18 protein-coding genes and 2 pseudogenes are annotated in these 21855 nt (G+C 69.9%); 14 read left to right on the top strand and 6 right to left on the bottom strand.

All coding sequences use genetic code 11. The features are described 5' to 3' along the window. The first annotated feature begins 69 nt into the window (after positions 1-69). Positions 70-1371, top strand: a complete 1302-nt coding sequence (locus ACLLJJ_RS35105) for an MFS transporter (RefSeq protein ID WP_434598660.1) — start codon at positions 70-72, stop codon at positions 1369-1371. Positions 1372-1400: 29 nt separating this feature from the next. Here ACLLJJ_RS35105 and glgX read toward each other — a convergent pair whose 3' ends face one another. Beyond that, on the bottom strand, positions 1401-3539 hold the full coding sequence (glgX, locus tag ACLLJJ_RS35110) for a glycogen debranching protein GlgX (protein ID WP_434598662.1): 2139 nt from the start codon (positions 3537-3539) through the stop codon (positions 1401-1403). Positions 3540-3736: 197 nt separating this feature from the next. Between glgX and ACLLJJ_RS35115 the strand changes: the two genes are divergently transcribed. The 4 genes from ACLLJJ_RS35115 (at position 3737) to ACLLJJ_RS35130 (ending at position 8149) form a co-directional block, all read left to right on the top strand. Beyond that, positions 3737-4609 carry a Tat pathway signal sequence domain protein gene (locus ACLLJJ_RS35115; protein ID WP_434598664.1) on the top strand — a complete coding sequence of 291 codons (873 nt, stop codon included), beginning with the start codon at positions 3737-3739 and terminating at the stop codon, positions 4607-4609. 68 nt (positions 4610-4677) lie between these two features. After that, complete coding sequence (locus tag ACLLJJ_RS35120; protein ID WP_434598666.1) at positions 4678-6009, top strand: copper amine oxidase; 1332 nt, start codon at positions 4678-4680, stop codon at positions 6007-6009. 101 nt (positions 6010-6110) lie between these two features. Continuing rightward, positions 6111-7346 carry an SAV2148 family HEPN domain-containing protein gene (locus tag ACLLJJ_RS35125; RefSeq protein ID WP_434598668.1) on the top strand — a complete coding sequence of 412 codons (1236 nt, stop codon included), beginning with the start codon at positions 6111-6113 and terminating at the stop codon, positions 7344-7346. 80 nt (positions 7347-7426) lie between these two features. Further along, positions 7427-8149 (top strand): 3'-5' exonuclease, encoded by a 723-nt coding sequence (locus ACLLJJ_RS35130; RefSeq protein WP_434598670.1) that lies wholly within the window; start codon positions 7427-7429, stop codon positions 8147-8149. A 49-nt stretch (positions 8150-8198) separates the two neighbouring features. Here ACLLJJ_RS35130 and ACLLJJ_RS35135 read toward each other — a convergent pair whose 3' ends face one another. Further along, positions 8199-9053 (bottom strand): phosphotransferase enzyme family protein, encoded by an 855-nt coding sequence (locus ACLLJJ_RS35135; RefSeq protein ID WP_434598672.1) that lies wholly within the window; start codon positions 9051-9053, stop codon positions 8199-8201. A 157-nt stretch (positions 9054-9210) separates the two neighbouring features. Here ACLLJJ_RS35135 and ACLLJJ_RS35140 point away from each other — a divergent pair, with 157 nt between their 5' ends. From ACLLJJ_RS35140 to ACLLJJ_RS35180, 9 genes and pseudogenes are all read left to right on the top strand, one after another. Then, positions 9211-10128: a carbohydrate ABC transporter permease gene (locus ACLLJJ_RS35140; RefSeq protein WP_434598675.1), complete on the top strand. Its 918-nt coding sequence runs from the start codon at positions 9211-9213 to the stop codon at positions 10126-10128. Further along, positions 10125-10964 carry a carbohydrate ABC transporter permease gene (locus tag ACLLJJ_RS35145; protein ID WP_434598677.1) on the top strand — a complete coding sequence of 280 codons (840 nt, stop codon included), beginning with the start codon at positions 10125-10127 and terminating at the stop codon, positions 10962-10964. The genes ACLLJJ_RS35140 and ACLLJJ_RS35145 overlap by 4 nt, the downstream gene beginning before the upstream one ends. After that, on the top strand, positions 10964-12256 hold the full coding sequence (locus ACLLJJ_RS35150; RefSeq protein WP_434598679.1) for an ABC transporter substrate-binding protein: 1293 nt from the start codon (positions 10964-10966) through the stop codon (positions 12254-12256). Before ACLLJJ_RS35145 ends, ACLLJJ_RS35150 begins: the two co-directional genes overlap by 1 nt. A gap of 16 nt (positions 12257-12272) precedes the next feature. Beyond that, a pseudogene (gene mgt, locus ACLLJJ_RS35155) lies at positions 12273-13519 on the top strand (macrolide-inactivating glycosyltransferase). A 544-nt stretch (positions 13520-14063) separates the two neighbouring features. Continuing rightward, entirely contained in the window at positions 14064-15260 is a 1197-nt protein-coding gene (locus tag ACLLJJ_RS35160) for a S8 family peptidase (RefSeq protein WP_434598681.1), read from the top strand. Between the two features lie 98 nt (positions 15261-15358). Beyond that, a complete protein-coding gene (locus ACLLJJ_RS35165) occupies positions 15359-15910 on the top strand; it encodes a DUF1697 domain-containing protein (protein ID WP_434598683.1) in 552 nt (183 codons plus the stop codon). Then, positions 15903-16274: a DUF4440 domain-containing protein gene (locus ACLLJJ_RS35170; RefSeq protein ID WP_434598685.1), complete on the top strand. Its 372-nt coding sequence runs from the start codon at positions 15903-15905 to the stop codon at positions 16272-16274. Before ACLLJJ_RS35165 ends, ACLLJJ_RS35170 begins: the two co-directional genes overlap by 8 nt. A 28-nt stretch (positions 16275-16302) precedes the next feature. Next, positions 16303-17328 carry a ketopantoate reductase family protein gene (locus ACLLJJ_RS35175; RefSeq protein ID WP_434598687.1) on the top strand — a complete coding sequence of 342 codons (1026 nt, stop codon included), beginning with the start codon at positions 16303-16305 and terminating at the stop codon, positions 17326-17328. 54 nt (positions 17329-17382) lie between these two features. Continuing rightward, positions 17383-18043, top strand: a pseudogene (locus ACLLJJ_RS35180) (mycothiol-dependent nitroreductase Rv2466c family protein). Between the two features lie 104 nt (positions 18044-18147). Here the strand turns inward: ACLLJJ_RS35180 and ACLLJJ_RS35185 are convergent. Genes ACLLJJ_RS35185 through ACLLJJ_RS35200 form a run of 4 tightly spaced genes read right to left on the bottom strand, consistent with a single transcriptional unit; the run spans position 18148 to position 21715 of the window. Next, complete coding sequence (locus ACLLJJ_RS35185; RefSeq protein ID WP_434598689.1) at positions 18148-18894, bottom strand: sirohydrochlorin chelatase; 747 nt, start codon at positions 18892-18894, stop codon at positions 18148-18150. A 6-nt stretch (positions 18895-18900) separates the two neighbouring features. Further along, complete coding sequence (locus ACLLJJ_RS35190) at positions 18901-19782, bottom strand: ABC transporter permease (RefSeq protein ID WP_434598691.1); 882 nt, start codon at positions 19780-19782, stop codon at positions 18901-18903. Next, positions 19769-20563: an ABC transporter ATP-binding protein gene (locus ACLLJJ_RS35195; RefSeq protein WP_434598694.1), complete on the bottom strand. Its 795-nt coding sequence runs from the start codon at positions 20561-20563 to the stop codon at positions 19769-19771. The genes ACLLJJ_RS35190 and ACLLJJ_RS35195 overlap by 14 nt, the downstream gene beginning before the upstream one ends. A gap of 42 nt (positions 20564-20605) precedes the next feature. After that, positions 20606-21715 carry an aliphatic sulfonate ABC transporter substrate-binding protein gene (locus ACLLJJ_RS35200; protein WP_434598696.1) on the bottom strand — a complete coding sequence of 370 codons (1110 nt, stop codon included), beginning with the start codon at positions 21713-21715 and terminating at the stop codon, positions 20606-20608. Positions 21716-21855 lie beyond the last annotated feature (140 nt).

The raw sequence follows: 21855 nt of genomic DNA on the forward strand, positions 1-21855 counted from the left end.
ACCCGCATTCGAGGCTTCTGTGTCATCGACCCATGCGTCCGTCTCCGGAAGGAGACCTACGGTCGACCGATGTCCGGAACTTTTCGCACCTACCGCGAGGTTGTCGCCCTGACCGGGCCGGTCTTGCCCGTCGTCTCCTTCCTCGGCAGGCTCCCGACCGCGATGTGCCAGCTCGGGAGTCTCCTGCTGGTCGCCGAGACCAGCGGCAGCCTCGCCACGGCGGGACTCGTCGGCGGTGCGCTCGCGGCCGGCCAGACACTGGGCGGCCCCGTCCTGGGCCGAATGGCGGACCGGCACGGGCAGCGGACCGTCGTCCTGGCCGCCGCCCTCGTGAACGCGGTCGCCGTGACGGCGCTGGTGCTCGCCGCCCTCGACCGGACGGCCACCCTCCCGCTCGCCCTCGTCGGCGCGCTCGCCGGGGCGAGCGTGCCGCAGGTCGGGCCGATGGCCCGGACCCGCTCGGTCGCTCTCGCCCGGCAGTCCGGCGCGGACGAGCGGGTGGTCGCCGCCGTGCTGTCCTTCGAAGGCACCCTCGACGAGGTGTCGTTCGTCCTCGGTCCGGCCTTCGTCGGCCTCGCCGTGGCCTTCGCCCACCCGGCCGCCGCCCTGTTCGTGGCGGCGGGCCTGCTGGCCGTCTGCGGCACCTGGTTCGCCCTGCATCCGACGGCGACGCGGGTACGCCCCGCGTCCCGGACGGCGTCGTCCGTCCGTACCGGACTACCCGGGCAGGTGTACGCGCTGCGCGCCGCGATGGTCCTGCAGGGCGCGATGTTCGGCGCCTCGCAGGCGGGCATCACCGCACTCACGGAGCGGCTCGGGCAGCCGGGACAGGCCGGGCTCGTCTACGCGGCGATGGGCGTCATGAGCGCGGTGGCCGGCCTGGCGATGGCGGCCGTCCCGGCCCGGATCCCGCTGACCACCCGCTGGCGGGCCGCGACGGCGGCGCTGATCGTGCTCTCCGTACCGCTCCTGTTCGTCACCACGCTGTGGGCGCTGTACGCCGTCGTCGTCGTGCTCGGCGTCGCCTACGCACCGCACCTGATCACGATCTTCGGCCTGACCGAACGGATCGTCCCCGAGCGCAGGCTGGCGGAGTCCATGGCCTTCCTGACGAGCGGAATCGTCGGCGGCCAGGCGCTGGCCCTCGCGGTGTCCGGTCGGCTGGCCGAGACACAGGGGCCGCCCGCGGCGTTCGCGGTGGCGGTGGGGGCCGCGGCCCTGTGCGGGGTGTTGGCATGGGGCTCCCGCCCGGACCCGGGGGCGCGGGCGCCGAGCGGGTCGAAAGGCTGGACCGGGATGTCGGGCCGGCCGACGGGCGGGACGCGGGCGCCGAGCGGGTCGGAAAGCGCCGGACGGGCTCACACCGTGTGAGCCCGTCCGGCGATCGAGGGCCGGTCCGCCTAGGCCGGCCGCTGCAACACCACCAGGCTGCGTCCGATCATCGTGACCTGCTCGCCCCCGGCCACCTTCGGCCCGGTGCCCGGCGCCACCCCGTCCGGCCGCGCCGTGTCCACCACGACCAGCCATTGCTTGCCGTGATTCACCGGCACCGTGAACTCCAGCGTCTTGGCGCTCGCGTTGAACATCAGCAGGAAGGAGTCGTCCGAGATCCGCTCGCCCCGCGGCCCCGGCTCCGAGATCGCATGGCCGTTGAGGAAGACGGTCAGCGCCTTGGCGTGGGCCGCCTGCCAGTCCGGCTGGGCCATCTCCTCGCCCTCCGGGGTGAACCACGCGATGTCCGACAGGTCGTCGTGCGTGCCCTCCACCGGGCGGCCGTGGAAGAACCGCCTGCGCCGGAAGACCGGGTGGTCCCTCCGCAGCCACACCATGGCGCGGGTGAAGGCGAGCAGCGTGTTGTCCTGCTCGTCCTCCTCCCCGTCGGCCGTGGCCGGTTTCGGCCACTGGACCCACGAGATCTCGTTGTCCTGGCAGTACGCGTTGTTGTTGCCGCGCTGGGTCCGGGCGAACTCGTCGCCGTGCGAGAGCATCGGAACGCCCTGCGACAGCATCAGCGTGGCGATGAAGTTCCGCATCTGACGGGCGCGCAGCTCAAGGACGGCCGGGTCGTCCGTATCGCCCTCGGCCCCGCTGTTCCACGACCGGTTGTGACTCTCGCCGTCCTGGTTGTCCTCGCCGTTCTCGTGGTTGTGCTTCTCGTTGTACGAGACCAGGTCGTGCAGCGTGAATCCGTCGTGGCAGGTGGTGAAGTTGATGGAGGCCAGCGGCCGTCGCCCGTCGTCCTGGTACAGGTCCGACGACCCCGTCAACCGCCCCGCGAACTCGGCGATCGTCCGCGGCTCACCCCGCCACATGTCCCGCACGGTGTCGCGGTACTTGCCGTTCCACTCGGTCCACAGCGGCGGGAAGTTGCCGACCTGATAGCCGCCCTCGCCCACGTCCCAGGGCTCGGCGATCAGCTTGACCTGGCTGACCACCGGATCCTGCTGGACCAGGTCGAAGAAGGACGACAGCCGGTCCACCTCGTGGAACTGGCGCGCCAGCGTCGCCGCGAGGTCGAAGCGGAAGCCGTCCACGTGCATCTCGGTGACCCAGTACCGCAGTGAGTCCATGATCAGCTGGAGCACGTGCGGGGAGCGCATCAGCAGGGAGTTTCCGGTCCCTGTGGTGTCCATGTAGTAGCGGGGATCGTCGGCGAGCCGGTAGTACGAGGCGTTGTCGAGGCCGCGGAAGGACAGCGTGGGCCCCAGATGGTTGCCCTCCGCGGTGTGGTTGTAGACGACATCGAGGATGACCTCGATGCCGGCCTGGTGCAGCGCCCGCACCGCGGACTTGAACTCCAGCACCTGCTGCCCCCGGTCGCCCCACGACGCGTAGGCGTTGTGCGGCGCGAAGAAGCCGATGGTGTTGTAGCCCCAGTAGTTGCTCAGGTTGGCGTCGGCGAGCCTGTGGTCGTTGACGAACTGATGCACCGGCATCAACTCCAGCGCGGTGACCCCCAGTTCCGTCAGATGCCCGATGACCGCCGGATGCGCCAGCGCGGCGTACGTGCCGCGCAGCTCGTCCGGGAGATCGGGGTGCAGCATCGTGAGGCCCTTCACATGGGCCTCGTAGAGGATCGTGCGGTGGTAGTCGGTCCGCGGCGGGCGGTCGTCGCCCCAGTCGAAGTACGGATTGACCACGACGGAAGTCATCGTGTGCGGCGCCGAGTCCAGGTCGTTGCGCGAGTCCGGCTTCCCGAAGTGGTAGCCGTACACCGCCTCGCCCCAGTCGATCTTTCCGCTGATGGCGCGCGCGTAGGGGTCGAGCAGCAGCTTGGCCGAGTTGCACCGCTGGCCGTACTGCGGGTCGTACGGGCCGTGGATCCGGTACCCGTAACGCTGACCCGGCATGATGCCGGGCAGGAAAGCATGGCGCACGAAGGCGTCGGCCTCGCGCAGTTCCACCGCCGTTTCCGAACCGTCGTCGTGCAGCAGGCACAACTCGATTCGCTCTGCGGCCTCTGAGTAGACCGCGAAATTTGTGCCGGCGCCGTCGTACGTGGCGCCGAGTGGGTATGCCTCTCCCGGCCAGACCTGCATAGACAAGACTCTTCCACTTCTGATCCGGCTGATGCGGGGCACTTGGCTCAGATCTTCCCGGAAAGTAGGGCAACCTCCTAGGACTTCGACCCGTCCTACCGGGTGACCACGCATACCCGGTATGCCAGTTGTCGCCGGAAGTGGCCGGCGCGACCAGCGTGGCGGCAGGGCGCCGGGGGGATCAGTAGGGGGGCAATGTGCACCAGACAGTGCGCCGTCATCTGGGGAAAGTGCTGGCAGGAGCCGCTATAGCGGTCACCGGCACGGCAGTGATGATCGGGATTACGCTGCCGGATTCGGCCGGAGCCGACGACGCGGCGAACGGGCGTGGCACCGGACGAGCGGCAGCCGCCGGCTCCGCCCAGGGGGATCAGGGCGACCGGAACGGACAGACAGGACAGAGCAGGCAGAACGGGCAGGGGGGCGCGGCCGGAGCGCCCGAGCCCGGCATCGTCGAGGGCGCCGCGGCGGACGGGGAGCAGGGGATCGGCCGGGACCCCCTCACCGACGACGAGCTGGAGCGGGTGGAGAAGCTCGCGATGACGCCCGCGCGGTTCGCGAGCGGGCAGGACGTCGAGGGGGACCGCGGTCCCCAGCATCTCGCCACGAATCTGCGGGAACCCGAGCCGTCGGAGGCCGACGCCGCCGCGCCGCCGCGCCGCGCGGACGTCTCGTACTACGACTACAAGACCGACGAACTGGTCACGAGGACCGTCAACCTCGCCACCGGCAAGGTCGAGCGTTCCTCCAGCGTCCAGGGAGTCCAGCCCTCACCCAACCCGCGGGAGGTCCGCGAGGCGGCCGAGCTGATCCTCGGGAGCCCGCTGGGCGAGGGCCTGAAGAAGGACTACCGGGACGCCACCGGCAAGGCCCTCACCTCCGTGGACCAGCTCCAGGTGAACGGTGGGGTCTACCGGCAGGAGCGCGAGGCGCGCGTGCCCGCGGTGCTCGCCGCCTGCGGTGAACACCGGTGCGTCCGCATCACGTCCAAGGTGAAGAACGGGCCGTGGATCGACACCCAGCACCTCGTCGTCGACCTGAGCGCGAGGGCCGTCGGCCGCACGGACTGACCCGCCCGCCCGTCGCCCCGCATTCCACATCCCACATCTCGCACTTCCGTACGAGGGAGTTCCCTTTCATGCACTTCGACAGAGCTTCGCGCGTCCGCGGACGCGCCGCGGCGACCCTCGCCGTGGCCGCCCTGCTCGGCAGCCTGGCAGCCGCCACGGGGAGCACCGCCACGGCGGCGGCTCCCAAGGAGATAGCCCGGACCGCACCCAGGGCCCCGGCCCCGTCGGCCGACTGCAGCGCCGCGTACCGCATCGAACAGAAGCTCGACGGCGGCACCACCTGGCGCATGTGCTGGAGCTACGACAGCGACGCGGGCCTCGTCCTCGAACGGGTCTCGTACCAGCCCAAGGGCGAGCCCAAGCCGATCCGGGTCCTGACGACCGGCAAGCTCGCACAGGTCCACGTGCCGTACGACAACGGCAGGGCGGAGTACGACGACCTCACCGGCTTCGGCTTCGGCTACGGCCTTCAGAACCTGAAGCCGGCCGAGTGCCCCGGCGGCACCATCAAGACCGTCAAGGTCCGCGACGTGGGCAACGTCAAGGGGCTGTGCACCACCACGCGTGCGCGCGGGCACGCGTACCGGCTCGCCAACGACATGGGCACGAAGGTCTGGCAGGCGCAGGGCAAGGACCTGCTCGTCTACACCGTCAACAAGGTGTCCTGGTACGAGTACATCACCGAGTGGCGCTTCTCCTCCGACGGCACGATCTCGGCCAACGTCGGTGCCACCGGCAGCCTTTCGCCCGGTGACTACGACGCCGCCGACGGCCGCGGCTGGCCGATCGGCAAGGGCGCGCGCGACTACGCGACCAGCCACAGCCACAACGTCTTCTGGCGGCTGAACTTCGGCCTCGACGGCAACTCCCAGAACCGCGTCGAGCAGTACGACTCGAAGGTCACCGTGCCGCAGGGCAACGGCACGCCCAAGACCGCGACCACCCGCACCCCGGTGACCAAGGAACTCGCCGGCGACGCCAAGAACATGCGGTGGTGGCGGATGGTCAGCGCCACCGGCAAGAACAAGGACGGACACGCGCGCAGTTACGAGATCGTCCCCGGCTCCTCCAGCAAGTACCCGGGCCGCGGCTTCACCCAGCATGACGTGTACTTCACCCAGCACCGCGCGTGCGAGCAGTTCGCCAGCAACAACATCCGTGACTGCGGGGGCGCCAACGCGCCCAAGAGCGTCGACAAATGGGTGAACGGGGAGACGCTCAAGACCCCGATCGCGTGGGTCAACATCGGGTTCCATCACATCGCCCGGGACGAGGACCAGCAGCCCATGCCCGTCCACTGGCAGGGGTTCCACCTCGCACCCAGGGACGTAACCGCTATGAATCCGCTCACTCCGGCCGATCTCGCCGGACAGAACGGACAGCACGACCAGGGGAGTTGAGAAAAGACCCTGTGGATCCTGCTGCACCGCCTCCCGCTCCCGGAGTACCCTTCCTTGATCGTTGAAGACGGGGGCTTTTAGGAGCTGAAGGCGGTGCGTGGGTGAGCTCGGGAGGGCTGGAACTGCCCCCCGGTGACGCGAGTCACGAGGGGGGTTCCACAGACGTCCCACCCGGAGCGGTCTCGCTCGCGCGGCCGGTGGAGATCGGGGCGGAGCTGGACTGGGGCGCGGACGCGTGGAGCGAGGTGCGTACGCGCGCCCAGCGGGCGGGGCGGGCCTACATCTGGCTGAACCTGGTGGAGCAGCGGCTGCGCGCCGTCGTGGCCGCCGTGCTTCGCCCCATCTACGAGCCGGTGCACGGCGAGGAGGACTGGGTCGTCGCGGCCGCCGGGCCGGCGGGCCAGGAGTGGGTGCAGCGCGCGGTGGCCGTACGGGAGGTCAGCCGACGCAAGGGCTATTTGCTCGACCCGGCCGACGACAACGTCCTGAGCTTCCTCACGCTCCCGCAGCTGCGGGAGCTCATGGTCCAGCACTGGCCCTGCTTCGAGCCGTACTTCGACGACCGGCGCGATGTCGAGCTGGCCCTGGACGAGCTGGAGGTCACGCGCAACGTCGTCTCCCGCAACCGGGCCCTGTCCGAGGCGGTGCTCGCCCAGGCGGAGCGGGCGTCGGCCAGGCTGCTCGAAATCCTGGGCAGCGGGGCCGGTGTGCCGTCGTCCGACCGGCTGCGCGTCGACGCGGTCGAGGAGCTGGTGGGGGACCGGTACGCGGACGTGGTCAGCGTCCACCCGGACCGGGTCCGTCTGCAGCGCCAGCTGCCGGCCGAGGATCTCTTCGGCGGGGCCCGGCGGCTCGACGCGATCGGGATAGGCCTGAACCTCCTCGTGCAGAACTTCTCGGGCCGTCGCCTGGTGCGGCTCGCCGAGTCGGGCTGCCGGGTCCGGCTGCTCTTCCTCAATCCGGCGAGCAGCGCGGTCAAGCGGCGCGAGCGCGAACTGGGTCTGAAGAAGGGCGAGATGAGCCGTTCGGTGGAGATGAACATCATGCACATGCGCCGGGTGCGCTCCAAGCTGCGCGACCCGGGGGCGTTCGAGATCCAGGTGTTCGACGAGACGCCGCGTTTCACCGCGTACCTGGTGGACGGGGACGGCTCGGACGGTCTCGCCGTCGTCCAGTCGTATCTGCGCAGGGCGCGCGGCATGGAGGCGCCGGTGCTGGTCCTGCGGGGCGGCGGGCGTGGAGTGGTCCGGCACGGTCAGGACACCGAGCACGGACTTTTCGAGACGTATCGGGAGGAATTCGAATCCGTGTGGGCGGACTCGCGGCCTGTCTCCTGACTGTCAGTGGTGCGTGCGAGGGTTATTTCCAGCCGGGGAAAACCACGGGGGAAGCACACGCATCATGAAGGAGAGTCGCCATGGGCTGGCACCGGGAGACGCTGGTCGGCTTCGACCTGGAGACGACGGGCACCGATCCGCGCGAGGCGCGGATCGTGACGGCCGCGGTCGTCGAAGTGAAGGACGGCGAGTCGGTCCGCCGCCGGGGCTGGCTGGCCGACCCGGGCATCCGCATCCCGGCGCAGGCGTCGGCCATCCACGGCATAAGCAGTGAACGGGCGGTCGCGGACGGCCGGTCCGCGCGTGAGGTGGTCGACGAGATCGCCCAGGCCCTCACGGAGTACTGGGCGCGCGGCGTGCCGGTCGTCGCGTACAACGCGGCGTTCGACCTGACGATGCTCGCCGCGGAGCTGCGCAGGCACGGTCTGCCGCCGCTTGCCGAGCGCCTCGGCGGCGCGGAGGCGGGCCCGGTCGTCGACCCGTACACGATCGACCGCGCCGTGGACCGCTACCGCAAGGGCAAGCGGACGCTGGAAGCGGTCTGCGTCGAGTACGGCGTGGTGCTCGACGGCGCGCACGAGGCTGCCGCCGACGCCCTCGCGGCGGTCCGCGTCGCCTGCGCGATAGCCGAGCGCCATGCCGAGGTGGCCGCACTCGCCCCGCCGGAGCTGCACCGGCGCCAGATCGAGTGGTACGCCCAATGGGCGGCGAGCTTCCAGGAGTTCCTCCGCAAGAAGGGCACCCCGGACGCGGTCGTCGAAGCGACCTGGCCGTTGCGTGAGCTGGCCCCGGCGGCGGGCTGAGCGGCCCGGCGGGCCGCTCGGTCCCCACGGCCGCACACTCCGCGCCCGTTCAGAACGGGTACCAGCGCACCTCGGGGTCCTCGTCACGCAGTGAGGAGACGCGCCGCCGGAATTCCGTCAGCGCAGCCGCGTTGGACGGGGCGTGCTGGGCCACCCAGGCACAGCTGGCCGTTTCACGGGCGCCGCGCAGCACCGTACAGCCGGACCACTCGCGCACGTCCCAGCCGTACGTCGAAGTGAACGCGTCGTACGCCTCGGGCGCCAGACCGTAGCGGTCCCGCGACAGGGCCATGACCACCAGGTCGTGCTCGCGGAAATCGGCGGAGAAGGTCTCCAGGTCCACCAGCACAGGGCCTTCGGGGCCGACGTGGACATTGCGGGGGAGCGCGTCGCCGTGGATGGGGCCCGGCGGCAGCCGCGGGGTGAGCGCGGCGGCGGCGGTGGCGAAGCCGTCGCGCCGCTCACGCAGATACGCCGCGTCCGCCGGGTCGATCGCGTCGCCCGCGAGTCGCAGCCACCGCTCGACCCCGCCGAGCAGCTCGCGCGGGGGGAGCGCGAAGGGGGGCGGGGGCAGGGCGTGGACCTGGCGCAGTAGCTCGGCCACGTCACGCGGCTCGGCCGGGCGTACGGGCTCGGGCAGCCGGTGCCAGAAGGTCACCGGATGGCCGTCCACCCAGCGCGGCTCGGGCTCGGCGGCCCGCACCGCAGGGACGCCCGAGGCGGCGAGCCAGTGCGCCACGGCCAGTTCGCGCTCGGCCCGCGCCAGCAGCTCGATGTCCCGGCGGCCGACCTTGACGACCAGGCCGCCCACGGCGAACACCGCGTTCTCGCCCAGGGCCAGCAGTTCCGCACGGGACCCGGGCCGCACCGCGGCCAGCACCTCACGCGCCCGTGCCTCGTCCATCAACATCTCCTCGCGATATCTCCCGGTGATCCAGGATCCCGTGACCGAAGTCTCGCATCCTCGCAGGTTGGCTTGACGAACCAACGGCCCGTCAGCACGATGACGGAGGCCGCCGGGGCGGCCAGACCAGGATGAGCCGCCCGAAGGAGTCGAATCAGTGACATGGGAGACCGCAAAGGCACGGTCCAGGAAGCGGCCGGGCAGCACGGCGGATCATGGGGCCTGGTTCCTGGTACTGCCCGCGCTGATCCCGATCCTGATCCTCAGCGTCGGCCCGCTGCTCTACGGCATCGCCCTCGCCTTCACCGACTCCCAGTCGGGCCGCAGCGCACCCACCCAGTGGGTCGGCGCGCTGAACTTCCAGGACCTGCTGCACGACACGCTCTTCTGGGACTCCTTCCGCATCGGCCTGCTGTGGGCCGTCGGGGTGAGCGTCCCGCAGTTCCTGCTGGCGCTCGGCCTCGCCCTGCTGCTCAGCCAGAATCTGCGCTTCCGCTGGCTGGCCAGATCGCTGGCGATCATCCCCTGGGCGATGCCCGAGGTGGTCGTCGGCATCATGTGGCGTCTCGTCTACAACCCGGATGCCGGAATCCTCAACGAGACCATCCGTGACCTGGGCCTCGGTGACGGACGTGACTGGCTCACGGGCCTGGCCACCGCGCTGCCCGCCGTGATCATCGTCGGCATCTGGGCCGGCATGCCGCAGACCACGGTGGCCCTGCTCGCCGGCCTCCAGAACACCCCGCACGAGCTGCACGAGGCCGCCGCCCTCGACGGCGCGGGCGCCTGGCGGCGCTTTCGCACCGTCACCTGGCCGGCCATCAAGCCCGTGGCCCTGGCCATCACCGCGCTCAACTTCATCTGGAACTTCAATTCCTTCGCCCTGGTCTACGTCCTGACCAACGGAGGCCCCGGGGGCCGCACCCGGCTCCCGATGCTCTTCGCCTACGAAGAGGCCTTTCGCTACGGCCAGTTCGGGTATGCCGCCGCCATGGGCTGCGTCATGGTGGCCGTGATCTCGGTGCTGCTCGCCCTCTACCTCGTCGGCCGCCTGAAGGGGGACGAAGACCAGTGACGCTCCGCACCAGCAGGCCCGCGCGCGCCGGCCAGTACTTCGCGCTCCTCGGATACCTCGTCTTCCTCGCCTTCCCCTTCCTCTGGCTCATCTCGACGGCCTTCAAGCCGCCCCGGGAGCTCGGCTCCCTGCACCCCACCTGGATCCCGAAGAGTCCGACCCTCGACAATTTCCGGCAGGCCTTCGAGGAACAGCCGCTGCTCCAGGCCGCCGCCAACAGCCTGATCGCCGCGCTCTGCGCCGCTCTGATCGCCGTCGTCATCGCGACCCCGATGGCCTATGTGATGGCCCGTCATCGCAATAGGCTGTCGGCCGCCGCCACCGGCTGGGTCGTGATCAGCCAGGCGTTCCCGTTCGTCCTGGTGATCATTCCGCTTTTCCTGATCCTCAAGAACCTCCACCTGATCAACTCTCTGGTGGGGTTGGTGATGGTGTACGTCGTCTGGTCCCTGCCCTTCGCGCTCTGGATGCTGGTCGGGTACGTCCGGGCCGTGCCGCGCGAGCTGGAGGAGGCCGCATCCGTCGACGGCGCGGGCCGGCTGCGTACGCTCGTGTCGGTCACCGCGCCGCTGCTGGCCCCCGGCATCGTCGCCACCGCGCTGTTCGCGTTCATCACCGCATGGAACGAGTTCTTCTTCGCGCTCGTCCTGCTCAAGACTCCGGAGAAGCAGACGTTGCCCGTCGTGCTCACCCACTTCCTCGGGGCGGAGGGCGTGGCCGACCTCGGCCCGCTCGCCGCCGCCACGTTCCTCGCCACCCTTCCCTCCCTGGTCGTCTTCGCGATCATTCAGAAGCGGATCACGGGCGGCATGATGGCCGGGGCGGTGAAGGCCTGATGCGCACCGCGATCCCCACCCGATTCGCCGCCGCGGCCGCCGTCTGCGCGCTGCTCCTCACCGGCTGCTCGGACGGCGACAAGGAGGCCGACGGGCGGATCACCCTGCGCTTCCAGTCCCTGGCCTGGCAGAAGGAGTCCGTCGACGCCAACAGGGAGCTCGTCGACGAGTGGAACGCCGCACATCCCGAGGTCCGGGTCGAGTACGTCCAGGGCAGCTGGGACAGCGTCCACGACCAGCTGCTGACGTCGTTCGAGGGCGGTGAGGCCCCCGACATCATCCACGACGCGTCCGACGACCTCGCCGACTTCGCGTACGGCGGCTATCTCGCCGATCTGCGGAAGCTGCTGCCCGCCCGCCTCAAGGACGACATCCCGCAGCGCAGTTGGCGGACGACGACGTTCGACAAGGGGATCTACGGCGTTCCGTTCCTCCAGGAGCCGCGTGTCCTGATCGCCAACGAGAAGCTCCTCAAGGCCTCCGGGGTCCGTATCCCCACCGCAGAGAAGCCATGGAGCTGGCAGGAGTTCCGGCAGGTCGCCAAGAAGCTGACCGCAAAGGGCAGGTTCGGCGTGGCCTGGCCGCTGAAGGAGCCGGTCTCCGCCACCCTCAACCTCGGGCTCTCGGCGGGCGGCGAGCTCTTCCACCGCGGCGAGGACGGAAAGGCGAAGGTGCGCTTCACCGACGGCGACGCGGTGGTGCCCCGGACCGTCCACGACCAGGTCAACACCGATGGCAGCGCGTCCAGTTCGACACTGGGTATGGGTGGCTCCGACACGCTGCCCGGTTTCTTCGGCGGCAAGTACGCGATGGTGCCGCTCGGCTTCTCGTTCCGCCAGCAGATCGTCCAGCAGGCCCCCGAGGGCTTCGACTGGAAGGTACTGCCCGCCCCGGCGGGCAGCGATGGCCTGGCCCAGGGCGTGAGCCCGCAGACCCTCTCGGTGGCCGAGGACAGCCCGTACAAGAAGGAGGCGGTGGAGTTCATCGACTTCCTGCTCCAGCCGGCGAACATGGTGCGGCTGGCCAAGGGCGACTGGATGCTGCCGACCGGTGGCCGGGCGCTGAAGGACCCGTCGCTGCGTACCGAGAAGGACGACTGGGCCACCGGCACCGCCCTCGCCGAGCATCTGCGTTCGGCGCCCGCCCAGTCGGTGCGTGGATATCCGGAGTGGAAGGACAAGGTCGCCACCCCCGCCTATCAGGAGTATTACAGCGGTGCGATCGACCGTGACGAGTTGGAGAAACGCCTGGTAAAGGACGGGAATCTGGTGCTGGCCCGCTATCAGCGCTGATCGGCGGTGTTCAAACGTGTTGCACGAGACGTCTCGTCTCGTTATGGTACGGGCATGACTTCACCGAAGCGTGCGCGCAGCCATATCGCCATGTTCTCGATCGCCGCCGCCGGGCACGTCAACCCGAGCATCGAAGTGATCCGCGAGCTCGTCGCCCGTGGTCACCGCGTCACCTACGCGATCCCCGCGTCCTTCGCCGACAAGGTCGCCGAAGCCGGCGCCGAGGCCGTCGTCTACACCTCGGTACTGCCCACCGACGACGACCCCGAGGCGTGGGGCACCGAACTGATCGACAACATCGAGCCGTTCCTGGCCGACGCCGTCCAGACGCTGCCGCAGCTGATCGAGGCGTACCGGGGTGACGAGCCCGACCTCGTCATCCACGACATCACTTCCTATCCGGCGCAGCTCCTCGCCCACCGCTGGGGCGTGCCCGCCGTCTCGCTCTCCCCGAACCTGGTGGCCTGGCAGGGGTACGAGGAAGAGGTCGCCGAACCGTTGTTCCGCGAGCTCAGGCAGAGCGAGCGCGGCAAGGCGTACTTCGCCCGCTTCCGGAGCTGGCTCGAAGCGGGCGGCCTGCCCGACACGGACCCCGACCGGTTCGCGGGCCGGCCCCGCCGCAGCGTCGTGCTGATCCCCGAGGTGCTCCAGCCCAACGCCGACCGGGTCGACAGGTCCGTCTACACCTTCGTCGGCGCCTGCCAGGGCAGGCGCGCGGGGCAGGGGGAGTGGCGGCGCCCGGACGGGGCCGAAAAGGTACTGCTGGTCTCGCTCGGCTCCACGTTCACCAAGCAGCCCGCCTTCTACCGTGCCTGCATCGAGGCCTTCGGCTCCCTGCCCGGCTGGCACGTCGTCCTCCAGATCGGCAAGCACGTCGACGCCGCCGACCTCGGCGACATCCCCGGGAACATCGAAGTCCACAGCTGGGTACCCCAGTTGAACATCCTGGAGCAGGCCGACGCCTTCATCACCCACGCGGGCGCCGGCGGCAGCCGCGAAGGACTCGCCACCGGCACCCCGATGGTCGCGGTACCGCAGGCCGTCGACCAGTTCGGCAACGCCGACATGCTTGTGTCGCTGGGTGTCGCCCGCCGTATCGACACCGAGGAGGCCACCGCGGAGGCGCTCCGGACGGCGGTCCTCGGCCTGCTGGCCGACCCCGAGGTGACCCGCAGGGCCGAGGAAATCCGCCTCGGCATGGAGTCAGAGGGCGGCACGAAGCGGGCAGCCGACCTCATCGAGGCCGAACTGCCCGCCGGATGACGCGTATACGCGCCGTAGGGTGACTGTCAGACCCTGACCTTCTCCAACTCCACCGAGGGCGCGGGCCGGCGGTACTCGGGGCTCTTGGCCTTCACCGGCGGCGATGCCCCGTGGTGCGCCGCCCGGTGGCCGGCCCGCCCACCCCGTCGTGTCCTCCGTGTCGCCCATGCCCCGTCGCCCCCTCATCAGTGGTGGCGGCACCGCGCCGCGACCTGCTTCGAAGCTATGGCGGCGGAAGGCCGGTCTCGTCCTGCGTGCAGGGGGGGGCGTAGATCGCGCGTCTCCTCCCTGTGCGCCGACGGGCTCCTCGCCGAGGTGGAAGAGATGGAAGAACGCCCCTTACACGTAAAGGAGTTGCGAGGGGTGTGTCCGACTTGGGGAGGCCCACCCCATTTTTTATTACGAAAGGTTGTTTAGTAAGTAACAGGCGTATGTAGGCCTTGATCTGAGCGCGTCAATCAGTAAGTGTTTCGACCCAGTCACCGGAGATCTTCCTGGCCGGTGGCTGATCCCCCCACAAATCTGAACGAGGAGACCCCTCTTCATGGCAATTCACAAGCGCACCAGTCGGATCAGGCTCACCGCGGCGATAACCGCGGTCGCGGCCGCGGCCGGTGTCACCCTGCTCAACTCCCCCTTCGCCGGAGCGGCCCCCGCGCAGGGGACCGTCTACGGGGTGGGCGCTGAGGGCGCCGTGGCCGGCAGCTACATCGTGATGCTGGACCAGAAGGCCGACAAGCAGGACCTGGCCAAGGAGTACGGCGGCAAGCTGAAGCGCAACTACAAGTCCGCTGTCAACGGCTTCTCGGCCGACGGACTTTCGGAGACCGAGGCCAAGCGCCTGGCCGCCGACCCGGCCGTCAGCAAGGTCGTGCAGAACAAGAAGTTCAGCATCGACGCCACCCAGGACAACCCGCCGTCCTGGGGCATCGACCGTATCGACCAGGCCGACACGGCCGGCGACAGCAAGTACACCTACCCGGACAGCGCGGGTGAGGGTGTCACGGCGTACGTCATCGACACCGGTGTCCGCATCACGCACAAGGACCTCGCGGGCCGCGCCACCCACGGCTTCGACGCCGTGGACAACGACGACTCCGCGGACGACGGCAACGGCCACGGCACGCACGTCGCCGGAACCATCGGCGGCACCGCCCACGGCGTGGCCAAGAAGGCCAAGATCGTGGCCGTCAGAGTCCTCGACGACAACGGCTCCGGCACGACCGAAGGGGTCGTCGCCGGCATCGACTGGGTCACCACGAACCACAAGGGCGCGTCCGTCGCCAACATGAGCCTCGGCGGCGGCGCCGACGAGGCCCTGGACGAGGCCGTACGCAAGTCCATCGCCTCCGGCGTCACCTACGGCGTCGCCGCGGGCAACGACTCCGGCGACGCGAGCCAGAGCTCCCCGGCCCGGGTGAAGGAGGCCATCACCGTCGCATCGAGCACCAAGGGCGACGCGCAGTCCGACTTCTCCAACTTCGGCTCGATCGTGGACATCTACGCGCCGGGCTCGGACATCACCTCCTCGTGGAACGACAGCGACGAGGGCACGAAGACCATCTCCGGTACGTCCATGGCGACCCCTCACGTCGTGGGCGCCGCCGCGGTCTACCTGGCGGGCCACCAGGACGCCACCCCGGAGCAGGTCGCCACGGCGCTGACCGGGGGCGCGACCCCGGATAAGATCAACAACCCGAGCGCCGGCACCCCGAACAAGCTGTTGAAGGTCGTCGAGTAGGGATTGCCTCGCAGCACTGAACGGGCGGTCGCCGTGCCCTCCCCCACGGGGTGCGGCGACCGCCTCTCTTCGCTGTGCGTGCGCCTATCTTTCTGTTCATGACCACCACCTACGCGGCGCTGCTGCGCGGCATCAATGTGAGCGGGCACCGGACGGTCCCGATGGCGGAACTACGGGTCCTGATGACCGAACTGGGCCACGAGAACGTCGCCACCTACCTGCAGAGCGGCAACGCGGTCTTCACCAGCGACGCCGACGCGGCCGATGACGCGCTCGCCGCGAGCCTGGGGCAGGCCATCGAGACACGCTTCGGGTTCGCCGTCGACGTCCTGGTCCGCAGCGCGGCCTATCTGAGCGCCGTCGCCGACGCCTGCCCCTTCCCGGCCGCGGAGCTGGAGGGCAAGCAACTGCACGTCACCTACTGCTCCGAGCCGCTCACCGCCGAGCGCTTCGCGCGGATCGACCCTGCGGCGTATCTGCCCGAGGAGTTCAGGCTCGGCGACCGCGCCCTGTATCTGTACGCCCCGAACGGCCTCGGCCGCTCGAAGCTCGGCGAGGCACTGGCCAGACCCGCCCTCTTCAAGGGCGTCGTCGCCACCAGCCGCAACTGGAACACCGTCGTCAAGCTGGTGGAGATGACCCGTGACTGAGCCGTCCCCCGCCGTCGAGGCGGCCATCGAGGCCGAACTGCGCCTCCTCGACCCGGCCGTCCGCGCCTCCGCGGAGCTCCTCGCGGAACTCCTCCACCCGGAATTCAGTGAGTTCGGCACCTCGGGCCGCCACTGGGACCGGGAGTCGATCCTCGCCGCGCTCACCGCCGAGGGAGCCTCGGCGCCCAGGCCGGTCACCACCTCAGGGATGCGAGGCGTGCAACTCGCCCCCGACCTGGTGCACCTCACGTTCGACACGCAGTCGGGCGAACGCCGCTCGCACCGCAGCTCCTTGTGGCGTCTCACGGACAGCGGCTGGCTCCTCTACTTCCACCAGGGCACTCCGTTCAGTGCCGCCTCCTAGAGCGCGTCCGTATGGCAGGCTCGCACACATGCGCTACATCATCATTGGAGCAGGAGCGGTCGGCGGCACCATCGGCGGACGGCTGGCCGAGAGCGGCCACGACGTGGTGCTCGTCGCACGCGGGGCTCACTACGAGGCCCTGCGCGCCGCAGGTCTGCGGCTGACCACCCCCGAAGGCACCCAGGTCCATCAACTGCCCGTCGTTCAGGGCCCGGACGAGCTCACGCCGCTGCGGCGCGACGACGTACTCGTCCTGGCCGTGAAGACCCAGGACAGCACGGCCGCGCTCGATGCCTGGAGCGCCTGCCCCGTCACCGGCGGTGGTACCGCGGGCGAACTGCTGCCCCTGGTCTGCGCGCAGAACGGCGTCGAGAGCGAACGCCTCGCACTGCGCCGCTTCCGCCGCGTCCACGCCATGTGCGTCTGGCTGCCCGCCATGCATATCGAGCCGGGTGCGGTCTCCGCCGCGGGGACCCCGCTGTCCGGCATGCTGCACCTCGGCAGGTATCCCACGGGCACCGACGAGACCACCCGGCACATCGCCGCCGACTTGGAGAAGTCCCGCTTCCTCGCCCCGGTCGTGCCGGACGTGATGCGCTGGAAGTACGCCAAGCTGCTGAGCAATCTGGCCAACGCGATCGAGGCCGTCTCCGGCCTGCTCACCAGTGACGAGGGGCGGTCCCTGTTCGCACGCGCGCTCGCCGAGGGGCAGGCCGTGCTCGCCGCCGCGGGCATCGGGGCCGCGGGCAAGGAGGAGCAGTCCGAGGCGCGTGACGGCCGGATCAAGTTCGATCCCTTCGACGGCTCGGAGCGCGTCGGCGGCTCTTCCTGGCAGAGCCTCGACCGCGGCACGGGCACGATCGAGGCGGACTACCTCAACGGTGAGATCGCCCTGCTCGGCCGGCTCCACGGCGTCCCCACGCCGGTCAACGACACCCTGCAGCGTCTCGCCAACACCTTCGCCCGCGAGCGCCGGGCGGCCGGCTCCATGACCGTCGGCGAATTGGTGCAGGTGCTCGACGCGGCGGCGGAAACGACCGAAGTGGCCCACTGAGGCAACACCTGAATGGCCCGGGAGTCCAGGACACCTCCTGGCTAACCTCGTCGTATGACCACCGCCGCCCAGACCGCAGCCGCACAGGCTTCAGCCCCACGGACCACGACCGTCGACTTCTACTTCGACCCGGCCTGCCCCTTCGCCTGGATCGCGTCACGCTGGATGCTGGAGGTGGAGCAGCACCGCGACATCGATCTGCGCTTCCACGTCATGAGCCTGTACCTGCACAACAAGGGCAATGAACTCCCGGATTGGTACCGCGACTTGGTGGATAGATCGATCGGCCCGGTCCGGGTCGCGGTCGCCGCGGCCGGGCAGCGGGGCGACGGCGTGCTGCGCGACCTCTACACGGCGCTCGGCACCCGCATCCACCAGCAGAAGAACGAGGACTTCGACGAGGTGACGGCGCAGGCCCTGGCCGAGCTCGGCCTGCCGGCCGACCTCGCCGAAGCCGCGCACTCCACGGTGTACGACGAGGAATTGGGCCGCAGCCACGACGCGGGCAAGGACCCGGAGGCGGGCTCCTATGTGGGTACGCCGACGATCCACGTCGACGGCACGGTCTGGTTCGGTCCGGTCCGGTCCGGTCCTGAACGCGATCCCGCGCGGGGAGGAGGCGGCGCGCCTCTTCGACAGCTTCCGGGTCCTGGCCAACCACACGGACTTCTTCGAGCTCAAGCGCACCCGCACCGGCAGCCCGCGCTTCGACTGAGGCGGGACGGGCCCCGCCGGGTCTCCCTCGCGCAGCCGTAACGTAATTGACGGCGCGTCAAAATCCGGTCGGCCCGGCGCGGTCGGGCGGGCGAAACGGCACCGTCAGGCCGACATGGAGGGCGCGAGCTGCTCCTGGTGGGCGTGGAAGCGCGTGAGGATCAGCCGCGCCAGCTCGGGTGCGTCACCGAGCACGTCGGCGCACACGTCGGCGTCCTCCGCGCCGTTCGCGATGCGGTCGGGCAACCGGCCCGGCGCGATGACGTACGGGGCGACCGCCACCCGGCGCACCCCGGCCGCCCGGAGTTCCCGTACCGCGTCCTCGGTTCGGGGGAGGGATGCGGAGGCGAAAGCAGGCCGCACGGCGCACCAACCGGTGTGCCGCAGCTCCCGCGCGATTTCAGCGATCACTGCGATCGCCTCCGGGTCTGTGGAGCCCGCCGAGGCCAGGACAAGACCGGTCGAGCGCTTGTCCCCGGGGGTGAGCCCGGCCTCGTACAGCCGCCGCTCCAGGGCGCTGAGCAGCAGTGGCGACGGGCCGAGGACCTCGGCCTGGTGGACGCGCAGCTGGGGGAGGCGCGCCGACGCCTCGCGCAGCACGGCGGGGATGTCGGACTTGGCGTGGAAGGCACGGGTCAGCAGAAGGGGTACGGCGACCACGTCCCGCACGCCCTGCGCCGCCAGCCGCTCCAGGACCCGCGGGACGGCGGGAGCGTTGAAGTCCAGGAAGGCGGTCTCCACCCGCAGGCCCGGCCGCAGCCACCGCACACGCTCGCTGAGCGCGTGCACGGTGGCCGCGTGCCGCGGGTCGCGGCTGCCGTGGGCGACGAGGAGAAGGACCTGGCCGTGCATGGTGGATCAGCTCCTGACCAGGAGACCGCGGCTGCGCAGCACGCGGCGCTCCAAGGGGGAGAAGAGCAGCAGGTCGATGCCGATACCGACGATCAGGATCAGGATGATCGTGGCCAGCACCCCCGACATGTCGCTGTAGGTACGGAAGTTCTCCATCAGCTGGCCCAGACCGGTGCCCAGGTCGGGAGAGTTGGCGATGAGCTCGGCGGCCATGAGCGAGCGCCAGGAGAACGCCCAGCCCTGCTTGAGGCCCGCCAAGTAGCCGGGCAGCGCGGCGGGCAGCAGCACATGGCGGATGCCGTTGACGCCGGTCGCGCCGATGGTGCGTCCGGCCCGCAGGTACAGCGGCGGGATCTGGTCGACGCCGGCCACCAGACCGTTGGCGATGGAGGGCACGGCGCCCAGCAGCACCACGGCGTAGATCGTCGCGTCGGTCAGCCCGAACCAGATGATCGCGGCAGGCACCCAGGCCACCGAGGGCAGCGACTGGAGGCCCGACAGGATCGGCCCGATCGCCGCCCGGACGACCTTGACCCGCGCGACGAGCAGACCGAGCGGCGTGCCGATGGCGACCGAGACGGCGAAGCCGAGGGCGCCGCGCGAGATGCTCGTCCAGATGTAGCCGAGCAGGGTCCCATCGAGCCACATCTGCTCGATCGAGTTCCATACGTCGAGCGGCCCCGGCAGGACGTAGTCGGGCTTGAGGTCGGAGACCGCGGCGACCTGCCAGAAGGTGAGCACCAGGGCGACGGCGACAAACGGCGGCACCACCTTGGAGAGCAGAATCCTGCCCAGGCCCACCCGCTCGCTGGTGTGGGTCTCCAAGGCGTCCAGGCCGGCCTCCAGGCCGGCGAGGTCGCTCTTGGAGCTTGTGTCAGTGCTGGCCATGTCGGCGGATCTCCCCCCGCAGTTGTTCGGTGATCTCGACGGACAGGTCGGCGACCGCGGAGTCCTCGATCCGGCGCGGCTGCGGGATGTCGACCCGCCATTCGCGCGCGATGCGTCCCGGCCGGGACGACAGCAGCACCACGCGCTCGGCGAGGCGGACGGCCTCGCGGACGTTGTGGGTGACGAAGAGGACAGAGACGTTGGTCTCCGACCAGATGCGAGTGAGCTCCTCGTGGAGCACATCGCGGGTGATGGCGTCGAGCGCGGCGAACGGCTCGTCCATCAGGAGCAGTTGGCTGTCCTGGGCGAGTGCGCGGGCCAGCGCGACACGCTGGCGCATGCCGCCGGACAGCTCGTGCACCCGCTTGCCGTACGCGCCGGTGAGCCGCACCAGCCGGAGCAGCCGCTCCGCCTCCGGCGCCCGCTCCGCCTTGGCCATGCCCCGCATCTTGAGGGCCAGTTCGACGTTCTTGCCCGCTGTCAGCCACGGGAAGAGCGCGTGCTCCTGGAACATCAGGGCGGGGCGCCCGCCGGGCACGTCGATCGCGCCCGACGAAGGCTTGTCCAGCCCGGCAACCAGGTTGAGGAGGGTGGACTTCCCGCAACCGGAAGCCCCCAGGAGGGTCACGAACTCACCGGGCGCGACATCGATGCTGATGTCGTCGAGCACCAGCTGCTGCGCGCCGGGCCGGCCGAACGACTTCGACACCTGGTCGATCCTGGCCGCGTACGACAGCGTGTCTACGGGCGCGGTGGCCTGCTTGACGAGTGTGGTGGCCATGAGCGTCACCTCCTGAGGGCGTTGCCGGATACGACGGATTGCTTACTTGGCGCCGAGCCCGGCGTCTTCGACGGCGGGCTGCTTCTCGGCCTTGAGGACCTTGTTGAGCAGCGTCAGGTCGTAAATGCCGTCCAGCAGCGGGCCCTTGAGGAGACCGGCCTTCACCGCGTGATCGGCCTCGTCCCGCAGCGTCGAAGCGAGCGGGTCATTGAGGATGTCGACGTTGTCGAATGCGGGGTCGAGGACCTTCGCAGGCAGTTCCTTGCCGGAGTCGGCCTTGAGCTTCGCGTTGACCGAGGCCTTGGCCTTGTCCGGGTTGGCCTTGATCCAGTCGTTGGTCTTCACCGAGCCGCGCAGGAAGGCCTCGACGACGTCGGGGTGCTCCTTGAGGAACTTCTGCGAGACGATCACGTTCGTAATGACGAACTTGTCGTCCCTCCACAGCTTCTTCTCGTCGAGGAGCACCTTGCCGCCGTCCGCGACGAGCTTGGACGCCGTCGGCTCCGGGACCCACGCGCCGTCCAGCGCACCGGACTGGAAGGACGCCGGGATGACCTTGTTCTCCTGGCGCAGTACCGTGACGTCGCCCTTGCCGGTGTCCGCGTCGACCTTCAGGCCCTTGGTCGACAGGTAGTTGAGCAGGGCCACGTCCTGGGTGTTGCCGAGCTGCGGGGTGGCGATGCGCTTGCCCTTGAGTTCGCCCAGGGACTTGATCTTCTTCGGGTTGACGACGAGCGAGACACCGCCGGAGGCCGAACCCGAGATGATCCGCAGGTTCTCGCCCTTCGACTTGGTGTAGCCGTTGATCGAGGGGGAGGGGCCGATCCAGCCGATGTCGATGGCGCCCGCGTTCATGGCCTCGATCTCCGAGGGACCCGCGTTGAAGACCTGCGGCTTGACCTTCGTGCCGCCGAGCTCTTTCTGGATCAGGCCCTCTTGGAGGCCCACCAGGGCGGTGGCGTGGGTGACGTTGGCGAAGTAGCCGATCCGCACCTCGTCCACACCGCCGACCTTCTCGCCCTTGGCGACCGGCGCCGTCCTGTCCTTCTCGGCCTCGGAGCCGTAACCGCACGCGCCGAGCACGCCGATCAGCAGCGGAAGAGCGGCGGCGGCAGCGATACTGCGGCGCAGGGAGGGTCGGTTGGCACGCACGGGAGGTGTTCCTCTCGTTGGCCCGGTGCTACGTCACGTGTGACGCGACCGGGAAGTCGGCAGGTCTTCGTCTGTACGGCTTGTGGGGGGTGCGGGCGCGCATGCGGTGCGCGTACGTCATCGCGCACATCGCGCGACCC

The organism is Streptomyces sp. A5-4 (genome assembly GCF_051131715.1).
Lineage (GTDB): Bacteria > Actinomycetota > Actinomycetes > Streptomycetales > Streptomycetaceae > Streptomyces.

Bases quoted from the DNA above. Each gene is read 5' to 3' on its own strand.
- ACLLJJ_RS35195 (WP_434598694.1), bottom strand. From the start codon at position 20,563: ATGGCCACCACACTCGTCAAGCAGGCCACCGCGCCCGTAGACACGCTG.
- ACLLJJ_RS35185 (WP_434598689.1), bottom strand. From the start codon at position 18,894: ATGCACGGCCAGGTCCTTCTCCTCGTCGCCCACGGCAGCCGCGACCCG.
- ACLLJJ_RS35105 (WP_434598660.1), top strand. From the start codon at position 70: ATGTCCGGAACTTTTCGCACCTACCGCGAGGTTGTCGCCCTGACCGGG.
- ACLLJJ_RS35130 (WP_434598670.1), top strand. From the start codon at position 7,427: ATGGGCTGGCACCGGGAGACGCTGGTCGGCTTCGACCTGGAGACGACG.
- ACLLJJ_RS35160 (WP_434598681.1), top strand. From the start codon at position 14,064: ATGGCAATTCACAAGCGCACCAGTCGGATCAGGCTCACCGCGGCGATA.
- ACLLJJ_RS35150 (WP_434598679.1), top strand. From the start codon at position 10,964: ATGCGCACCGCGATCCCCACCCGATTCGCCGCCGCGGCCGCCGTCTGC.
- glgX (WP_434598662.1), bottom strand. From the start codon at position 3,539: ATGCAGGTCTGGCCGGGAGAGGCATACCCACTCGGCGCCACGTACGAC.
- ACLLJJ_RS35165 (WP_434598683.1), top strand. From the start codon at position 15,359: ATGACCACCACCTACGCGGCGCTGCTGCGCGGCATCAATGTGAGCGGG.
- ACLLJJ_RS35190 (WP_434598691.1), bottom strand. From the start codon at position 19,782: ATGGCCAGCACTGACACAAGCTCCAAGAGCGACCTCGCCGGCCTGGAG.
- ACLLJJ_RS35120 (WP_434598666.1), top strand. From the start codon at position 4,678: ATGCACTTCGACAGAGCTTCGCGCGTCCGCGGACGCGCCGCGGCGACC.
- ACLLJJ_RS35135 (WP_434598672.1), bottom strand. From the start codon at position 9,053: ATGGACGAGGCACGGGCGCGTGAGGTGCTGGCCGCGGTGCGGCCCGGG.
- ACLLJJ_RS35175 (WP_434598687.1), top strand. From the start codon at position 16,303: ATGCGCTACATCATCATTGGAGCAGGAGCGGTCGGCGGCACCATCGGC.